Source organism: Methylophaga thiooxydans DMS010 (assembly GCF_000156355.1).
Classification (GTDB): Bacteria; Pseudomonadota; Gammaproteobacteria; order Nitrosococcales; family Methylophagaceae; genus Methylophaga; species Methylophaga thiooxydans.
Window position 1 is genome coordinate 274,819 of record NZ_GG657883.1, and the last position, 17,654, is coordinate 292,472.

Here is a 17,654-nt window from a genome sequence, read left to right on the forward strand (position 1 = left end):
AATCTCAGCAATGGGAAATGGTCGATAAAACAATACATAAATAAATAGGAGAAACATGAAAGCCTTACTTATTGTGGCACACGGTAGTCGCAGACATGCTTCCAATCAGGAAGTATTAACGTTAGCTCAGTCCATTTCGACAAGAAACGATCATGACTTTGATGTTGTGGAAGCCGCTTTTCTGGAAATCGCGGATAAATTGATACCCGATGGCATTGAACAATGCGCTAAAGCTGGCGCCACGGAGATCATTGTTATGCCCTACTTCCTCAACTCGGGCAAACATGTCACACAGGATATTCCTGAAGTCATTACAGCGATCAAATCACAATACCCTGACATTAGGATCCATGTTACTGAGCATTTAGGTGCGTCGTCGGTGATGGCTGATCTGGTATTACAAACAGCAACAACATAAAGGCTGTAACGGGTTAAAAATATTCAGTATTCGTGCTGACGTGCCGTTAAAGAAGGTGACGCAAATCAGGGAAGAATGATGAAACTAACAGCTTTTGGCCTATTACTTCTTGTTTTCACACAAGCTTCGGCAGAACCGCCATCATGGCGTTCCAGTAATATTCAGTTTCTACACGGCAATCAATACGAGCTAGGGCCTAAAACACGTGAATCTATCACGCTAGAACATGCTAGCTCATGGCGCTATGGTGAGAGTTACTTCTTCTCAAATATTTTCAATCGTCGAGATGTCGGCACTGAATTTTATGCTGAGTTTTACCCTCGCCTGACATGGAAATCAGTAACTAAACAAGACCTCCCCGTTGCGATGTTAGATGATATCTCTATTGTGGCCGGGATCAATACGGGCAATTTACCGCGTAACGATCCATTTACAGCCTATTTATTAGGACTCGGTGTGAAATTTAAAGCACCAGCGATGGATTACTTAAAGCTGGATGTGATGACGTTCAAGTCTGAGAATGTAAAAACAACCGGTATTCAAGTCTCACCGATTTGGGGGATGAAGTTTAACCTAGGTAAGCATCTGTTTTTATTTAAGGGTTTTCTTGATTGGCAAAGTGCTAAAGCAACCGGTCAAAAGGCGACGCTACTGACACAACCCCAACTATTACTGGATATCGGTCACTATTGGCAGCATGATAATCAACTCTATGCGGGTATCGAATATTCATACTGGTATAACAAACTCGGCCTTGATGGTGTCATCGAGCGTGTTCCTCAGGCTATGATACTCATTCCATTTTAACGAAGTGATTGAGCGTGAAAAATCTTTCAGCATTCATTGAACAGCATCGCTATGCTATTTTTGTGTTTCTGATCGGCAGCTTAGTAACCATTATTTTGACTGTTTTGCAATACAGAGATATTGACACACAACGTTCAAATTCTGCTGAAGACACATTAACTAAATACGCTGCATCATTACAAAGTTCGTTGGATCGTCGGCTTTTCACACTTGATGCATTAAATGCATTTCTTCATAGCTATGCCGAACTGGATCTAAGCAAACCGAACGAGGAAAAACAGTTTCAACATCACTTCAGACTCTTTGCTAACGAGTTGCATGACTCGGTTGAGGGAGTGTTAAGCCTGCAATTAGCACCACAAGGCATAATTCGATACTTAACGGGTGATGAGAATAACAATAAAGCATTAAATTATGACTTGTTTGAAGATGATAGTCGCCGCGATCAAATTATTAATGCGATTTATGGTTATCATCAAGTCATCACCGGGCCCATAAAGCTCGTTCAAGGTGGTGAAGCGATTATTGCCCGTAAAGCATTGTTTGCTGCCGCCTCACCCAACGCCTCAGCAGCACGTTTACAAGAAAAGTTGCTCTTATCGCCTGAGGTGCCAGTGCCTGATGACTTTTGGGGCTTAGCAACGGTACTTTTTACAACTAAAGCCTTGCTCGATAGAGCAGGATTAATGTCACCCAGTATGGACGAGTTCAATTTCGCTCTCAAAGGCCGACACGGTCTAGGCGAAAATGGCGAGGTTTTTTGGGGTGATGCTAATGTGTTTGACAATAATTCACATACTCAAACCATTGAGTTTGATGCGGGTACTTGGCTTTTAGCCGTGAAGCATACCAGTGCATTTCCTCTCAGCTCGTTACTGTCAATCTTTTCATTAGGTCTACTACTTACATTGGCAACGGTCTATGCCGAAGTGCTGCTGTCTCGTAACCGCATAGCCAAACAAACCGATATTGCTAAAGATGCATTTCTAGCCAGTATGAGTCACGAAATCCGTTCACCACTAAACGGCGTGGTAGGCATGACAAGCTTATTGAAAGAAACGCACTTGACTGAAGAACAGATAAAAATGGTCAAGGCGATTGATACTAGTACCAGTCATCTGTCTGCCATTATTGGCGATATTTTAGATTTTTCTAAAATCAGTGCGAACAAAATTGAACTGGATTATCATGCCGTCAAATTAGTTGAGCTGTTTCAAAGCTGCATTGACATCACCCTTCCCCAGGCTGAAGAGAAATCCCAGTATATTCGTCTAAGTGTTTCTCAGAGCCTGAAAACTGTGTTTTTTAAAGCCGATTCAACACGCCTTAAACAAATTGTGATCAACCTTCTTAGTAATGCCGTTAAGTTCACTGGTATGCAAGGCAATATAGAACTCGCCATCAGTGCTGATACAAATGATCAAATGCCGGTATTAAAAATTATGGTCAGTGACAATGGTATCGGTATGAGTGACGACCAAATTGCACGATTGTTTGAACGTTTTTCTCAGGCTGATGTGAGTACTACACGCAAATATGGCGGTACAGGGCTTGGTTTAGCCATATCCAGAAACTTGGCAGAACTTATGGGTGGTCATATCACTGTCACCAGCAAGGTCGATAAAGGTTCGCGGTTTATCGTGACCTTACCGTTAGAAATTGTTAATCCCGTTGATGCTCAACAAACAGCTCAAGTCATGCTGCCAGATGTACAACAAAACCTGAACATTTTGGTGGCAGATGATCTCAGTATGAATTTAACCATGATGGTGATGATGCTGGAAAAAATCGGCTATACAGCAGATACAGCAAATAACGGTCGTGAAGCGCTGGATAAGCAAATGACACACCATTATGATTTGATTTTTATGGATTGGGAAATGCCTGAAATGGATGGTGTTGAAGCAACACGACTAATACGCGAACAAGCCGAGTCTGCGCAAAAACCGTGGATTGTTGCTTTAACTGCTAATGCTAGTTCGACGCATAAAGAGAAATGCATACAGGCTGGCATGAATGATTATTTATCCAAACCGGTTGGTATTGACCAAATCAAGCAAAAGATTCAACAGGTAACGGGGGCGTGATAATTCAGTCACGCATATAAGCACCAGAAAACTGTGGTTTGGATGAGCGTTCTTCAATCTTCATGATGAGTGATTCATAGGCTTTGTTGTCGCCGCTAAAAATATAGGGGGCTAATTCAGCAATTCGACCTTGAATATATGGAGAAATGTCAGGGTTCGTTTTAAATAAACGTGCACGGGTTTCACAGATTTGTTTAATGCCCTCAGCAAAGCGGGGAACCTGAGATGCAGGCGTTTTATCCTCCCCCAGCACCCACTGTCGCGTTTGCCACTCATTAAAGCAATCTTTCTCTAATAAACCCAATTCATTGGCCGATACACTCTGGTAGAGACATGCAAAAAAAACGGTAACGATAAAATTGGTTTTCATAACTCCACTTCCTTTCAATGTTAAAACTCTGACTGTTTAGTTGATTTCGAGTTCTGAAAATATTTTTTAGTTGAAACTGTTTGCTGATTTCGTTTTCAAAGTGTGATTGAATAGAGTTTAAGCCTCAACGATGGATCAACAGGCAAGGGAGTCTTGATGTTTACGAAGGAGTGCGAACTAGCAGAAAGTCCGCCCACTATTCTGGTAGTTGATGACGAAGCGTCTAGTGTTCTTGAGCTATCAGAAACATTAAAGACGTTGGGCAATATACATACAGCATCGTCGGGTCAGCAAGCACTTGAGCTGATAGCCGAGGTGCGTCCCGATCTTGTCATATTAGACATACAAATGCCTGACATGAATGGTTTTGAGGTTTGCGAACAGCTTCGTAAGACCCCTGAACTAAATGATGTTGCAGTCGTATTTGTCACCGCACACAGCCATCAGGAAAATGAAATCGCCTCGTTCAACCTCGGCGGCATTGATTTTATCAGCAAGCCCATCAACTACGAGGTTTGCAAGCTAAGAATTCAAAACCTCCTGCTAATTCAGAAGCAACAAAGACACCTGAAGAATGCCAAACAGGATTTAATGCATCTTGTGAATCAGGTGCCTAACTTTATTTCATACTGGGATAAAGATTGGTTTAACCGCTACACCAATGACGATCGTGGTAGTTGGTTTGGCTTTAACTCACAGGAATTACTAGGCCAGCATATCTCGCTGATTTTACCTAAACCGGTTATTGATCAGATGCAACAGTGTTTGCCAAATAGTACAGGCTTATATCACCTGTCTACCTGTTTTTATATTACGCCTGATCATGCACGCCATTTCATTATTAATTGGTCGCAATTACCTTATAACGACCGTGCGGATGGTTATTTAATGACCATGGTAGATATCAGCCATGAAAAACAGGTTGAGCAAAACCTGTTTCAACAAAACGAATATTTAAATATTATTCTCAGTTCCGTTGATGAAGGCGTAATTGCAACGGATACACGTGGTCTGGTCACCTTTATCAACCCCAAAGCTGAATTAATCACGGGTTGGAAGACGTCTGAGGTATTGGGACATTCGATAGAGGAAGTTGTACAACTTCGTGACCCTGAAACTAAGGTCAATACTGAAAACCCGATACGGGTATGTTTACGCCAACACCGAATCACACGAATGCCACTGAATACCCAGCTGGTTTCAAAGGATGGGCGTTTATCACAAATCGAACAAACGGCTGCCCCGCTTCGTGATGTTGATGGCAAGCTGTCAGGTGCTGTCGCCGTCATACATGACATCAGTCAATCAATCAGCCTCTCCTTACTCCGAAGTCAGGCATCCAGTTACGATCAGTTGACCAATGTGCCGAACCGGATCTTTATTCGCGAAAAATTACAGTTAGCCTGCGATGCCGTTAAAGCATCAGATATGCGCATGGCGATGGCAGTGATTGACGTGGACTATTTCAAGTCATTTAACGATGCACATGGAAACGGTACTGGTGATGCTGTATTGAAATCATTGGCGCGACGGTTGTTCGAAAACTATGAGCCAGGCAATAGCATCGGCCGACTGGGTGCTGATGAGTTTATGGTGATATTTCGTGACATTGATGATAACGATGGCATTGACACCACCCTGCACGCTTTATTGGATTTGCTTCGTACTCCATTCAGAGTCGAAGACACTAGTTACTCCCTCTCTGTCAGCATCGGCGTTAGCGTCATCGATGCCTATTGCAATGAACCAGATCAGGTGATGCAACAGGCTGATGCCGCTTTATATCGCGCTAAATTTGAGGGTGGTGATGTCTATCGTGTGTTCACGAAAGAACTTGAAGTATCCCTATTGCAACGACGTTCCACCGAAGAATTATTGCGACGAAGTCTGATTAACACTGAAAAGCTCGAGGTGTTTTACCAACCTAAAGTTGATTTAGCTACCAGTCAGGTCATCGGTGTCGAAGCGTTAGCCAGATTGAGAGATGATTCAGGCAAGATTGTGTCGCCGATAGAGTTTATCCCGATAGCTGAAGAAACGGGGCTGATAATCCAGTTAGGTAACCTGGTATTGGAAAGAGCTTGCCAGGACTGTTATGAGTGGAATCAAAAAGGCCATAAAATTCCTGTTTCGGTCAACATCTCTGCCGTACAGTGTTTGCATAATGATCTTGTCAACACCATTGAAACGTCTATGCAAACCTCTGGTCTTGAACCTGCGTTACTTGAGTTAGAAGTGACCGAAACAGCCTTTATTCGTGACTTTGAAGATACGCTTGAAAAGTTTCATCAGCTAAAGCAAATAGGAATCAGTATTTCCATTGATGATTTTGGTAAAGGCTATTCAAATTTGACTTACCTGCGACGACTTGAGGTTGATAAACTTAAGCTTGATATGTCATATGTGCGTGGCATGCTAGAAAACCCACGTGATTATGAAATTGTTAAAACTATTATCAACCTTGGCCAATCCATGAACCTCGATATCATTGCCGAAGGCATAGAAACAGAGTTTCATCGTGACGCACTCTTAAAATTAGGCTGCCAATATGGTCAAGGATATTATTATGCAAAACCCCTACCGCATGACGCCTTGCTTGACTACTTGAACAAGCCTGCTAAAAAAGGCTTAGAAGCTTGACAGTACTTTTCGACTGGAAAAAAAACCGCGCCAATAGCTTTCTTATTATTAGTTGCTTGGGCTTGGCTGCTATCTCGCTGCTGCTGTTTTTATATTTTGAGCTCCAACATAAAAATGAAGTAGTCGATGAGCTGCAAAGCTCACTTTCTTCCCAAGCCAGTGATAACCAGACGCTGTTGAGTCAAACCTGGAAAAGTAATGCTGCTGATGTCCGCTTTTTAGCCAATACGCCCCCCATTTCTGGTATTAGCCGTGCAGTTAGTAATGCCGGTTACGATGCCGAAGAAAACACCAGTTTGGCCTTGTGGCAAGAACGCTTAGGCAAAATATTTCTCGCCTTTATGAATAGTCACCCTGAAGTGGCTCAAATCCGTTACATCGGCAATAACAATAATGGTAAAGAACTGGTGCGTGTGGAAAGACAGCATGGCAGTGGTGCTATGCGTGTTGTTCCTGACAATCTACTGCAGTCAAAGGGGAGTCGCGACTACTTCCAAAAGCCTAAAAAGCTTAGTGCGGACGAAATCTACATTTCAGATTTAACCTTAAACAGAGAACACGGCAGACTCGACTACCCGCTTTGGCCCACTTATCGTATTGCTACGCCAATCTATAATGTGCGAGAGGATTTCTTTGGTGTTGTTGTCATCAATTACAACGCACAGCTTCTACTGGATACGTTTGAGTCGAAGCTCCCAAGTGCTATGGCTCTGTACATGATAGATGGTGACGGTCACTATATCTTGCACCCGCTCAAAGCAAAATCATTCGAGTTTGAACATGAACAAGATGCCTCATCGTGGCAGGAAGACTTCACTGTTGTGGCTGATAACGGTGAGTCATTGAGGCTGAGATCACTCAACAATAATCAATTACTGTTAGCCAGCGAAAAACGTGTCAATTTAACGGGTGACGAACAACAACGTTATATCAACTTTATTGTTTCACTACCTGAAACAACAGTCGACAAGATCATCGCTCAGCGACGCCAAGCAAGTACGGTTATTCTTCTCTCAATCGTGTTGGTGGGCGTTGTCATTATCGCCATTTATCGAAAAATCATGATCAAAGACGTTGACCTGAGTTATGCCCACTCTCTGTATTCGGCTTTAATTGAAGGATCAAAAGATGCCATTCTCACCCTCTCTACAGAAGGCAAAATTCAAGACTGGAACGAGGCCACATATCACGTTTTAAAATTACCTCCGTTTGATATCACTGACAGACAATTAGAAGACATTCTCGACAGTGACGAACGAGCGCTGTTGACCGAAAATATTGCGGCCTGTTTAGCAGGTAAGTCCACAGCGACACTGGACATTGACTACCATACTAGTAATGGCGATTTATTGGCTTTATCAGTCTCTCTTTCTCCGATTCACAAAGATAAACAAACTATTATCGGCGCTTCCACCATTATTCGAGATATCACTGAACAAATTCTGGACAAAAAACAACTCGAGAATCTTAATTCTTCCTTAGAAGAACAAGTTCGGACTCGAACGGAAGAACTTGAAAAAGCCAAAAATGAAGCCATTGAAGCCAGTAATATGAAGTCCGGTTTTGTGGCGAATGTAAGTCATGAGATTAGAACACCACTCAATGGCATTTTAGGTATGCATAACCTGCTTAAACGCGAAAATCTGAACGAAAAGCAGGAAAGCTATCTACAAATGGCTACACAGAGTGCTAAATCCTTGCTGATGCTGATAAACGATATTCTTGATTTATCCAAAATCGAAGCGGGTAAGCTTGAGATTGAATCGCTTCCTATCAATTTGATTGACAGCTTCAGTCAGGCTGCCAATTCTATGGCTGTACGTGCCATGGATAAAAATGTGGAAATTGTATTAGATCTTGCCGATATCAAACACACTGTCGTTATCGGTGATGACTTACGCATACGACAAATTCTGAACAACTTAATATCTAACGCGATAAAGTTCACCGATAAAGGTGAAATAATTGTTTCGGCAGCGACTACTGAAGATGTTGCCGGTGCTCGGGTGATACTTGATGTCAGTGTTCAGGACACAGGAGTGGGAATAGATAAAGCAAAATTAAATCAATTATTTAAAGCCTTTTCTCAAGAGGATTCCTCAACGACACGTAAGTATGGTGGTACCGGACTTGGCCTATCAATTGTAAGCAATCTGTGTTCATTAATGAATGGTGAATGTCATGTGGAAAGTGAAAAAAATGTAGGGAGTACTTTCTCATTTCGTTTGTCATTAAAACCGATTGAAAAAGAACAATTAAGGCTGAACCAGATATTAAACCTGAGTAACTATACGGTACAAATTTCAGAAAGCAGTCATAGTGTAAGACACGCGTTGAATAAGTTACTGACTGGTTGGGGAGCGACCACCATCCTCTCGGAGCAGGTAGCAAACGGAGATGTTGATATTGTGATCAGCCAGTTAGGGGAAAACGGCGTTGATGATACTAGCGTGATGCAACAAATTGAGCAGTTATCGCTACAGGGTCTTCACGAACAGTTTATCTTTACTTTAAGCTTTAAACAAAGACACAGTCTGGAAGCATCGCCGCCCCCTCTTTCCTATCACGTTATTTATCGTCCCATTCTGCCGATGCAGTTGGCGACAGCTTTATCGGAAATAACGCAAGAGCCAATAACGCCTATCAGTCATACATCCAATAAGACGAAACAACAGTCATTTGACGGCTCGACAAGCTTTGAAGGTGCACATATTTTGATTGTTGATGATAATGAGATTAATCAACGCGTTGCAGCCGGCATTCTCGAGCATTTTGGTGTGGAAATAACTGTTGCCTCAAATGGTGCTAATGCTATTAAGGCGCTTCAAGAAACTCCTTTTATCAATTTAGTTTTGATGGATTGCCAGATGCCTGTAATGGATGGGTTTCAGGCTACTGAAGCGATTCGTCATGGTGATGCAGGAACGCATTATAAAAAGATCCCAATCATTGCGATGACAGCCGGTGCGATGACGGGTGACCGTGAAGAATGTCTCAATGCTGGAATGAATGATTACCTGACAAAACCCCTATCAGCAGAAGATTTAGAATCGAAAACCAGCCTCTGGTTAGACGCAAGGCCAAAAGCGCAACGCCAAACGATTGAGACGGCTACACCAGAAACACGCGAACAAATAGCCCCACCCACAGCTTCATCATCGGAACCTGTCTTCTGGGATCGTGAGGCGTCTCTTGTACGTTTATTATCCAATGAAGATTTGTTTCTCAGTATGTTAGAAATGTTTGAGCAGCAGACCCCTGAATTAATAGAGGAAATAGCCCAACAACTTCATACCTTAGATTTTGAACAACTCAGACGTTCAGCACATAAACTCAAAGGTAGTGCCTCTGCAATTGGGGCTAAGCAGGTTTTAGATGCTGCCAGAACACTGGAAACAGCGGCACATGAAGAGCAAAAAAAGGCATCTGTCGCGGCCTTTGATATAATAAATCAAGAAGTAAACCGAATGCTCAATGCTATAGCCGACTATAAATTGCATAACTCTGTTAGTTATGGCACATCGCTTTAGCGTATATTTCTTCAAAAACAACAACAAAAGGTTAGCTTGTAAGTTATGCGCGTTTTAATCGTCGATGATGACCCCACTATTCGGATGACCCTGGAGGGGGTACTAAAAAAGCATGACTGTGAAATATATGAGGCTGATTCCGGATTCAAAGCACTGGAAGTTATTCAATCTGACCACCCACCAGAATTGATATTTATGGACTGGAACATGCCTGGACTCAGTGGCGTCGAAGTGACGACCTTAGTCAGGGAAACGGTTGCAGAGAATCAGCCTTACGTTATTATCATTTCATCCAATAGTGACGACGAGGATGTTATAAAAGCATTGTCCTATGGCGCTGACGATTATATTGTTAAACCCATTGACGGCCGCTTTCTTAATGCAAAATTTGCAGTTGCACAACGCATCTTAGGTATTCAGGAAAAATTACGGCAAACCAACCTTGTTCTGGAAAAACTCGCATATTATGACGAATTAACAGGTGTTCTTAATCGCCGGGCAGGCAACGCCAGCTTTCAGGTGGAAATGGATCGTGCGATTAGAAAGGAGCAAAACGTCAGCATCGCGATGGTCGATATCGATCACTTCAAAAAAATTAATGATGCATTTGGCCACCAAACAGGCGATGAAGTATTACGTGTGTTTTCCAGAGTCCTTCGTCAAACAATGAGACCGTACGATATCGTCTGTCGGTACGGAGGTGAAGAGTTTATGCTGATCGCTGAAATCAATAACAAGGATGAGGCATCGGATCTGTTTGAACGGGTCAGAGAGACTGTCAGCACGACACAAATACGTCATGCTAATCAAACTATCAATATTACAGCCAGTTTCGGCGTTCACGTGGTCATACCACGTACTGACATGATACTGAAAAGTCTGGTTCAGAAAGCGGATGAGGCCTTATACGAAGCAAAATCAGCAGGACGCAATAAAGTCATTATCAGCGCTGATCTGGATGAATCAAAGATGACAGAGCCTGGTAGCATTACTGACTAATTCAAGGCACCATGTCTGAGCAGTAAATTATGTACGGCTTCAGCCAGTAGTTTATACCCTGCTGCATTCGGATGAATGGGATCTGACTTCAGGTGTGCTTCAGACTCAATATCTGCGATAACGTCGTTTTCCAGCAACACCTGTGATGCACTGGAAACTTCTTTATACACTGGTGATGGCTTGAGAAAAATCCCCGGTTTAGGCACAGAAAGCATCACCACCTCCGCACCACTTCCTCTTACTTTCTCTATCATCGCAATAAGATTTTGCTTAAGCAATTCAGTATCAAGTTTACGGATAAGGTCATTACCACCATGGCAGAGCACAACCAAATCAGGTTGGTGAAGCGTTAATAGCTCATCAAGACGGAGAAGCCCTTCACGGCTGATTTCACCAGGTATACCTGCATTAATAACCTGCCGACCTGATAGCTGAGATAACACAGCAGGATAGCTTTCAGTATCAAAATTAGCACCGGTGCCGTAGGTCAGGCTATCACCAAATGCCAGAATAACTGCATCCTGAGATAATGCCTGAAGCTTAGCTGTATCAGACTCACTGCAAGCAGTCATACTGACAATCAGTATCAGCGTAAAGCAGTAGCTTATAAAGCCTGATTGTCTCAGCATATTATCAAGTAGTAGTCGGAAATAAACGTTGGAAATTAGCCGTGGTGGTAGCGGCTATATTTTCAACTGTATCGCCACGTAGTTCTGCTAAAAACTGAGCAACGTGTTTTACAAACACCGGTTTGTTAGTTTTGCCGCGATGAGGAACGGGAGCAAGATACGGTGAGTCGGTCTCGATAAGAATCCGATCTAGAGGCAGTTTTTTAGCCACGTCTTGCAATTCTTTAGCACTTTTAAAGGTGACGATGCCTGACAAAGAAATATAGAAGCCAATGTCCAGCGCACGTTGTGCGGTTTCCCAGTTTTCAGTGAAACAATGAATGATGCCGCCCGCCTTTTCGGCGTTTTCTTTTTCAAGAATAGCCATCGTGTCTTGACGAGCTTCACGGGTGTGAATGATTAATGGCTTTTGGGTTTGTTTAGCAGCTTCAATATGAACCCTGAAACGTTCGCGCTGCCACTCTAAATCCCCTTCACTACGGAAATAATCCAGACCCGTTTCACCAATCGCAATGACTTTTGGGTGTGAGGCTTCGGCAATAAGCTGTTCGACTGTGAATTGCTCTTCCTGCTCAACATTGGGATGTATTCCCACACTGGCAGTGACCTGCGGAAAAGTATCGGCAATCGCTTTCACTTCGGCACAGCTTTTTTTATCAATAGCAATGCAAAGTATGTGCTGAATGCCGTTATCGGTAGCTTCTGCCACCATAGCGTCAATACCACCCGGCTCATCGGCCAGCATGTTCAAATGACAATGGGAGTCGATATACATAAATATGTGTTGCTTGATTTTTGTGAGTGAGTAACGCCAGACGTTACATAGTGTAGGTGGCTTTATCCGACTTTAGCTTGTCCACCAGGTAATTTTCAATTTTGCCACGAACAATGGAGGCACCGCCATCAATATCACTGAAATGGACGCCAATTCCAGCTGCTTGATTGCCTTGTGCTCCTCGTGGCGTTATCCAGACGATATTACCAGCGACGGGGAGTTTTTCAGCCTCATCCATCAAGGTCAATAGAATGAACACTTCTTCGCCTATCTGATAGACCTTATTTGTAGGAATAAATAAGCCACCGTTCTGAAGAAACGGCATGTATGAATGATAAAGCATATTTTGATCGGTAATTTTTAACGACAAAATACCTTTGCGTGGATTCATAGCCATAAAACTTACCTGTTTGAGCCTTGAATGAGGCGGATGTGATCTGCATGTTGCATGATCGTCACCATAAAGTCCTCTAGTAACAATATCTTGTTTAAATTATTTTGAGATGATATTAACTTTATTGTGTGTTTGATGCAATCTGAAATCGCCCAGTATTGCTTGATAAGCGTTATTGAGGCTGGATTGTCAGCTAACAACAGTGATTCGATTTTAGCTTGCATCATGCTTTGTATTTGATACATCACCGACTTCAAATCAAATTGTTGCCAGTTCGCTGCCATCTGCACCGGATTCGCCTGACCTTTCATTAGTACAGCAATATCTTTGATAATGGTCTGGCTTTGAATCAGGCTATGTTCTTCATTATCCAGGGCGTGTAACGGTGCGCCATGCGCTAATTTCAATAACGACTGCCACGTCTTTCTATCATGGTGAGGCGCTTGCTGCTCTAGCCAATCCAACGACTCTTCCTCATTTGGAGTTGCGATGACAATCTTCTGACAGCGACTTTTTATTGTAATGGGTAGTTGCTGACTATTTTCAGAAATCAATATCAGCACAGAATTTGGCTGCGGCTCTTCGAGTAATTTTAGCAGGCTGTTGTAAGCGCTGAGATTCATCTGATCCGCATGCGTTATCAACACTGTTTTGCCATGCGATACTTTTGGCATTAAGGTCTGACTCGCTTTTAACTCACGTATCTGGTCGACTTTAATCTGTTTACCAATATCTTCAGGTGTAATCAGGGTGTGATCAGAGTGACTGCCGGCGGCAAGCAATTGACAGCTGTGACAATGACCACAGGCTTCAAATTGATCAGTTTGTTGCTGACATAAGAGACTAGCAATCAACGTATCGGCAAAGGCACGTTTACCCAGCCCTTGAATACCGCTGAGCAATATCGCATGTGGCATACGTTGCGCTTGATGCAACTGAGTAACATACTGCCAAGCGGATGCGTGCCATGGATAACTAAGCGTCGTCATAGTTTAGAGAAGCGCCATCAACGCTGTGGTCACTTGATGTTGAATATTTTCTATGGTCTGACCGGCATCAATCTTTTTAATACGGTCTGGTTCGTGATCAGCACGCTGGAGGTAGCATTGGCGAATTTTCTCGAAAAAAACGCCCTTTTCTTGCTCGAAGCGATCTTTATCTTGGCTACGTTTAATAACCCGTTCCTGCCCCACCGCAACCGGCAAATCAAATAATAAGGTCAAATCGGTGTGTATGGCTTGTAGGGTCCAGTCAGAGATCGACTCAATACGCTTAATATCGATACCTCGCCCACCACCTTGATAAGCAAAGGTGGCGTCGACAAAGCGATCAGACAATACCCAGTCACCTCGCGATAAAGCAGGTTTAATCACTTGCTCAAGATGTTCCGCACGCGCAGCAAACATTAATAACAGCTCAGCATCATGACTCATGCCTTCATCTCTGGGCGTGAGCAATAATTCCCTGATTTGTTCACCCAGAACTGTACCACCAGGCTCACGTGTTACAACGACCGTCTTACCCTGATGTTCCAGAAAAGATTGAATAAAGCGCATCTGGGTAGATTTACCCGCGCCTTCGATCCCTTCAATGCTGATGAATTTTCCGTTCATTATCGCTTCAACTGATAACGCCTGACGGCATTATTGTGATCTCTCAAGTTTGATGAAAAGACATGGCGGCCGTCTTCACCTGTCGCCACAAAATATAAGGTTTTGCCACTCGCAGGATGTAATGCCGCCTCGATCGACTCAATACTTGGCAGACAGATAGGTGTTGGTGGTAACCCAGCCCGCGTATAGGTATTAAAAGGCGTATCACTGCGTAAATCTTTTCTTCGCAGGTTACCATCGAATTGCTCTCCGAGACCATAAATCACGGTAGGATCTGTTTGCAATCGCATCCCTTTATTCAACCTGCGAACAAAAACGCCTGCAATATGTGGTCTTTCATCTGCAACAGCAGTTTCTTTTTCAATAATGGAGGCCATAATTAACGCTTCATAGGGCGATTGATATGGCAGGTCTTTATCACGATTTTCCCAGGCTTGAGCTAGCGCCTGTTGCATTTGTTGATAGGCACGATTGAGAAACGCCACATCTGTCATGCCGGTTGGGAAGTGGTAGGTTTCCGGTAAAAACCAGCCTTCGCCTTTTTTATCTGGCTCACCTAAGGCAGTCATAAGCGCTTCTACTGTCACAGGTTCAATTGTCGTTTCAATTTTAGAATGCGTGGTAATGGCGAGTAATAATTCCTTTGCTGTCATACCTTCGACAATCGTGAAAGCATTCATCAGCACTTTACCGGATACAAATTGAGCCAATAGCTTTGGCAAGGTTGTCCCCGGCTCTACACGGTATTCCCCCGCCTTTATTTTATGCGCTTGTGCCGTAGCTCTGCCATAAAGCTGTAAATACCATGATGGCAAGTCAGTCAGACCTTGCTGAGTTAGATCCCTGCTGATCGATTTAAGATTGCTACCCGAACTGACAACATATGTCTGAGCTTGTTCGAGTGTAAGCGGGCTTTGCATAAAACGCTGATATTGCAGCAATACATAGCTTAGTAGTAGCGCCACAATGAGCGCTGGCAATAAGGCCTTTAACAACAGTGTTTTTTTCATATTAATGAGCAAGATCTTTCAGGGCATTTTGTATTTGTTGCGTCAAAGCACCATGCTGCCAATGCGTGTTTGTATCGTTGTGTAACAGTGTTTTTACAGGCCATAGTTTGATAATACTGTTAGTTAAAAAGACTTCATCGGCATCAAGCAGATCATTAACAGTTAGCGCTTTCTCATGACAGGCTATGGACATACTATCTGCTATTTCCATGACTTTGCTGCGCATAATTCCAGCGATGCCGGCTTGTGTTAACGCGGGTGTTAGCAGTTGTTGATTTTTTACGATAAACAGATTGCTCATCGTGCCTTCAATCAGATTCTCATTGATATTAAGCATGAGACCTTCACTAATGGTTCTATCGTCCCATTCACTACGTGCCAGCACTTGCTCAAGCCGATTAAGGTGTTTGAGACCAGCCAGCGTCGGGTTAAGGCCTAAACGCTGCTCACAGAGACGCACAGTCACACCAGACTGATTAGCTTCCGGGTATTCGGGCATAGAATGTGAGGAGATGATTCGAATAGCTTCATTCTCAAGCGGTGCTTTATAGCCACGACCGCCGGAACCACGAGTCAGTATGATTTTAATCACACTGTCTTCAGCAGTTTGTGCGCACAACATGGCAAGCTCAGCTCTAAGACTATCAACGTGCTGAAAAGAGAGGTTGATACGTTTGCAGCCACGCTGTAAACGCATTATGTGTTGCTCTAAGAGCTCTAGTTCACCGTTACGGAATGCCAGTGTTTCAAACAGACCGTCGCCATATTGCAGGCCACGGTCTGAAACAGGGATTCTGTTTTCCGGTTGGCCGTTAATCAGAATCACCGGTAATCTCCGGGAATTAGTTTAATTTTTTGAAAATAACAGTGCCATTCGTTCCACCAAAGCCGAATGAGTTCGACATGGCGACATTGATTGGCATCTGGCGTGCCGTATGAGGAACGTAATCTAAATCACAGCCTCCATCAGGGGCGTCCAGATTGATTGTTGGCGGTGCTACTTGATCTCGAATAGCGAGAATACTGAAAACAGCTTCCACACCACCTGCGGCGCCTAATAGGTGACCAATCATCGATTTGGTAGAGCTAACGGCGACCTCAGTCGCTGCACTGCCCATCGCATCTTTAATCGCCATGGTTTCGGCAACATCACCGGCTGGTGTTGAGGTACCGTGTGCATTGATGTAATCGATTTCATCAGCATTAATGCCAGCATCTTTCATCGCATTTTTCATGCAACGTGCGGCACCCTCACCGCCTTTTGACGGCATGGTCATATGATATGCATCACTACTCATGCCTGAGCCAATCAACTCAGCATAAATCGTTGCACCACGTTTAACCGCATGTTCATATTCTTCCAGAACAACGACACCAGCACCATCACCCAAAACAAAACCATCACGGTCTTTATCCCAAGGACGACTGGCTGCAACAGGATCATCATTACGTGTTGATAAGGCACGCGCAGCAGCAAAACCACCTAATCCCGTTTTAGATGTAGCCATTTCAGCGCCACCGGCAATCATCACGTCTGCTTCGCCATACTGAATCATACGTCCAGCTGCAGAAATACAGTGTGTGCCTGTAGAGCATGCAGTAACAATGGCTGTGTTGGGGCCTTTCATGCCATACATAATCGACAGATTGCCCGAGATCATGTTGATAATATTACTAGGCACGAAGAAAGGTGAAATTTTACGAGGACCACCACTGAGGTAGTTATCGTAACCCGATTCAATGCCTGGTAAGCCACCAATGCCCGAACCGATAGCGACACCAATGCGTTCTGCATTGTCGTCAGTAACTTCAAGACCTGAGTCTTCAATCGCTTCTTTAGCAGCGGCTACGCCATAATGGATAAACGTATCCATTTTTTTAGCATCTTTTTTAGGGATGACAGATGTCACATCAAAGTTTTTTACGCTGGCACCGAACTTTACACTGAATTCAGTCGTATCAAATAATGTGAGTGGTGCAACACCACTATTACCGGCAACAATATTTTCCCAGCTTTCTTTTACAGATAAACCAACTGGTGTTACTGCACCAAGGCCTGTGATGACAACACGTCTTCTAGACATCAGGATTTCCCCTTAAAACCTGCAGGACTATACACAACATAGCCGCCTAGCATGCTTACACACACTAGACGGCTATCTTCAAGCTTGTCGCTATATTAAGACTGGTTAGCGTTAATATAAGAGACAGCTTCTTTAACCGTAGTGATTTTCTCAGCTTCTTCGTCTGGGATTTCACATTCGAAGGCTTCTTCTAAAGCCATAACCAATTCTACTGTGTCCAGAGAGTCGGCGCCCAGGTCGTCGATGAATGAAGCATCTGCAGTTACTTCATCTGCGTTAACGCCCAGTTGTCAACAAC

General features: G+C 43.5%; 16 protein-coding genes. 6 read left to right on the forward strand and 10 right to left on the reverse strand.

Annotated features, from left to right (window positions below; genetic code table 11):
- Positions 1 to 55 precede the first annotated feature (55 nt).
- From MDMS009_RS01555 to MDMS009_RS15715, 3 genes are all read left to right on the forward strand, one after another.
- Complete coding sequence (locus MDMS009_RS01555) at positions 56 to 418, forward strand: sirohydrochlorin chelatase (RefSeq protein WP_008289964.1); 363 nt, start codon at positions 56 to 58, stop codon at positions 416 to 418.
- A 75-nt stretch (positions 419 to 493) separates the two neighbouring features.
- Entirely contained in the window at positions 494 to 1,225 is a 732-nt protein-coding gene (locus MDMS009_RS01560) for an outer membrane protein OmpK (protein WP_008290048.1), read from the forward strand.
- A 14-nt stretch (positions 1,226 to 1,239) separates the two neighbouring features.
- A complete protein-coding gene (locus MDMS009_RS15715) occupies positions 1,240 to 3,312 on the forward strand; it encodes an ATP-binding protein (protein WP_008290034.1) in 2,073 nt (690 codons plus the stop codon).
- 4 nt (positions 3,313 to 3,316) lie between these two features.
- Here the strand turns inward: MDMS009_RS15715 and MDMS009_RS01570 are convergent, their stop codons facing one another.
- On the reverse strand, positions 3,317 to 3,682 hold the full coding sequence (locus tag MDMS009_RS01570) for a hypothetical protein (RefSeq protein WP_008290062.1): 366 nt from the start codon (positions 3,680 to 3,682) through the stop codon (positions 3,317 to 3,319).
- Positions 3,683 to 3,838: 156 nt separating this feature from the next.
- Here MDMS009_RS01570 and MDMS009_RS01575 point away from each other — a divergent pair, with 156 nt between their 5' ends.
- The 3 genes from MDMS009_RS01575 to MDMS009_RS01585 are packed head-to-tail and all read left to right on the forward strand — an operon-like array spanning position 3,839 to position 10,851.
- Positions 3,839 to 6,322: an EAL domain-containing protein gene (locus tag MDMS009_RS01575; protein WP_043887725.1), complete on the forward strand. Its 2,484-nt coding sequence runs from the start codon at positions 3,839 to 3,841 to the stop codon at positions 6,320 to 6,322.
- Complete coding sequence (locus tag MDMS009_RS01580; protein WP_008290093.1) at positions 6,319 to 9,852, forward strand: ATP-binding protein; 3,534 nt, start codon at positions 6,319 to 6,321, stop codon at positions 9,850 to 9,852. Before MDMS009_RS01575 ends, MDMS009_RS01580 begins: the two co-directional genes overlap by 4 nt.
- A 45-nt stretch (positions 9,853 to 9,897) precedes the next feature.
- The gene (locus tag MDMS009_RS01585) at positions 9,898 to 10,851 is read left to right on the forward strand and encodes a GGDEF domain-containing response regulator (protein ID WP_008289983.1); all 954 of its coding nucleotides are present in this window, start codon (positions 9,898 to 9,900) and stop codon (positions 10,849 to 10,851) included.
- On the opposite strand, the gene MDMS009_RS01590 is transcribed toward MDMS009_RS01585, so the two are convergent.
- From MDMS009_RS01590 to acpP, 9 genes are all read right to left on the reverse strand, one after another.
- Positions 10,848 to 11,480 (reverse strand): GDSL-type esterase/lipase family protein, encoded by a 633-nt coding sequence (locus MDMS009_RS01590; RefSeq protein WP_043887727.1) that lies wholly within the window; start codon positions 11,478 to 11,480, stop codon positions 10,848 to 10,850. The genes MDMS009_RS01585 and MDMS009_RS01590 overlap by 4 nt on opposite strands.
- 4 nt (positions 11,481 to 11,484) lie before the next feature.
- The gene (locus tag MDMS009_RS01595; protein ID WP_043887728.1) at positions 11,485 to 12,255 is read right to left on the reverse strand and encodes a TatD family hydrolase; all 771 of its coding nucleotides are present in this window, start codon (positions 12,253 to 12,255) and stop codon (positions 11,485 to 11,487) included.
- 43 nt (positions 12,256 to 12,298) lie between these two features.
- Entirely contained in the window at positions 12,299 to 12,652 is a 354-nt protein-coding gene (locus MDMS009_RS01600) for a PilZ domain-containing protein (protein WP_008289900.1), read from the reverse strand.
- A 5-nt stretch (positions 12,653 to 12,657) separates the two neighbouring features.
- Positions 12,658 to 13,638 (reverse strand): DNA polymerase III subunit delta', encoded by a 981-nt coding sequence (gene holB / locus MDMS009_RS01605; RefSeq protein WP_043887730.1) that lies wholly within the window; start codon positions 13,636 to 13,638, stop codon positions 12,658 to 12,660.
- A 3-nt stretch (positions 13,639 to 13,641) separates the two neighbouring features.
- On the reverse strand, positions 13,642 to 14,262 hold the full coding sequence (gene tmk, locus MDMS009_RS01610; RefSeq protein ID WP_008289985.1) for a dTMP kinase: 621 nt from the start codon (positions 14,260 to 14,262) through the stop codon (positions 13,642 to 13,644).
- The gene (mltG, locus tag MDMS009_RS01615) at positions 14,262 to 15,272 is read right to left on the reverse strand and encodes an endolytic transglycosylase MltG (protein ID WP_043887731.1); all 1,011 of its coding nucleotides are present in this window, start codon (positions 15,270 to 15,272) and stop codon (positions 14,262 to 14,264) included. The genes tmk and mltG overlap by 1 nt, the downstream gene beginning before the upstream one ends.
- Position 15,273: 1 nt before the next feature.
- Positions 15,274 to 16,098, reverse strand: a complete 825-nt coding sequence (pabC, locus tag MDMS009_RS01620) for an aminodeoxychorismate lyase (protein ID WP_008289968.1) — start codon at positions 16,096 to 16,098, stop codon at positions 15,274 to 15,276.
- A 16-nt stretch (positions 16,099 to 16,114) separates the two neighbouring features.
- Positions 16,115 to 17,356 (reverse strand): beta-ketoacyl-ACP synthase II, encoded by a 1,242-nt coding sequence (gene fabF / locus MDMS009_RS01625; protein ID WP_008289924.1) that lies wholly within the window; start codon positions 17,354 to 17,356, stop codon positions 16,115 to 16,117.
- A gap of 95 nt (positions 17,357 to 17,451) precedes the next feature.
- Positions 17,452 to 17,643 carry an acyl carrier protein gene (acpP, locus tag MDMS009_RS01630; protein WP_043887733.1) on the reverse strand — a complete coding sequence of 64 codons (192 nt, stop codon included), beginning with the start codon at positions 17,641 to 17,643 and terminating at the stop codon, positions 17,452 to 17,454.
- Positions 17,644 to 17,654: the final 11 nt, after the last annotated feature.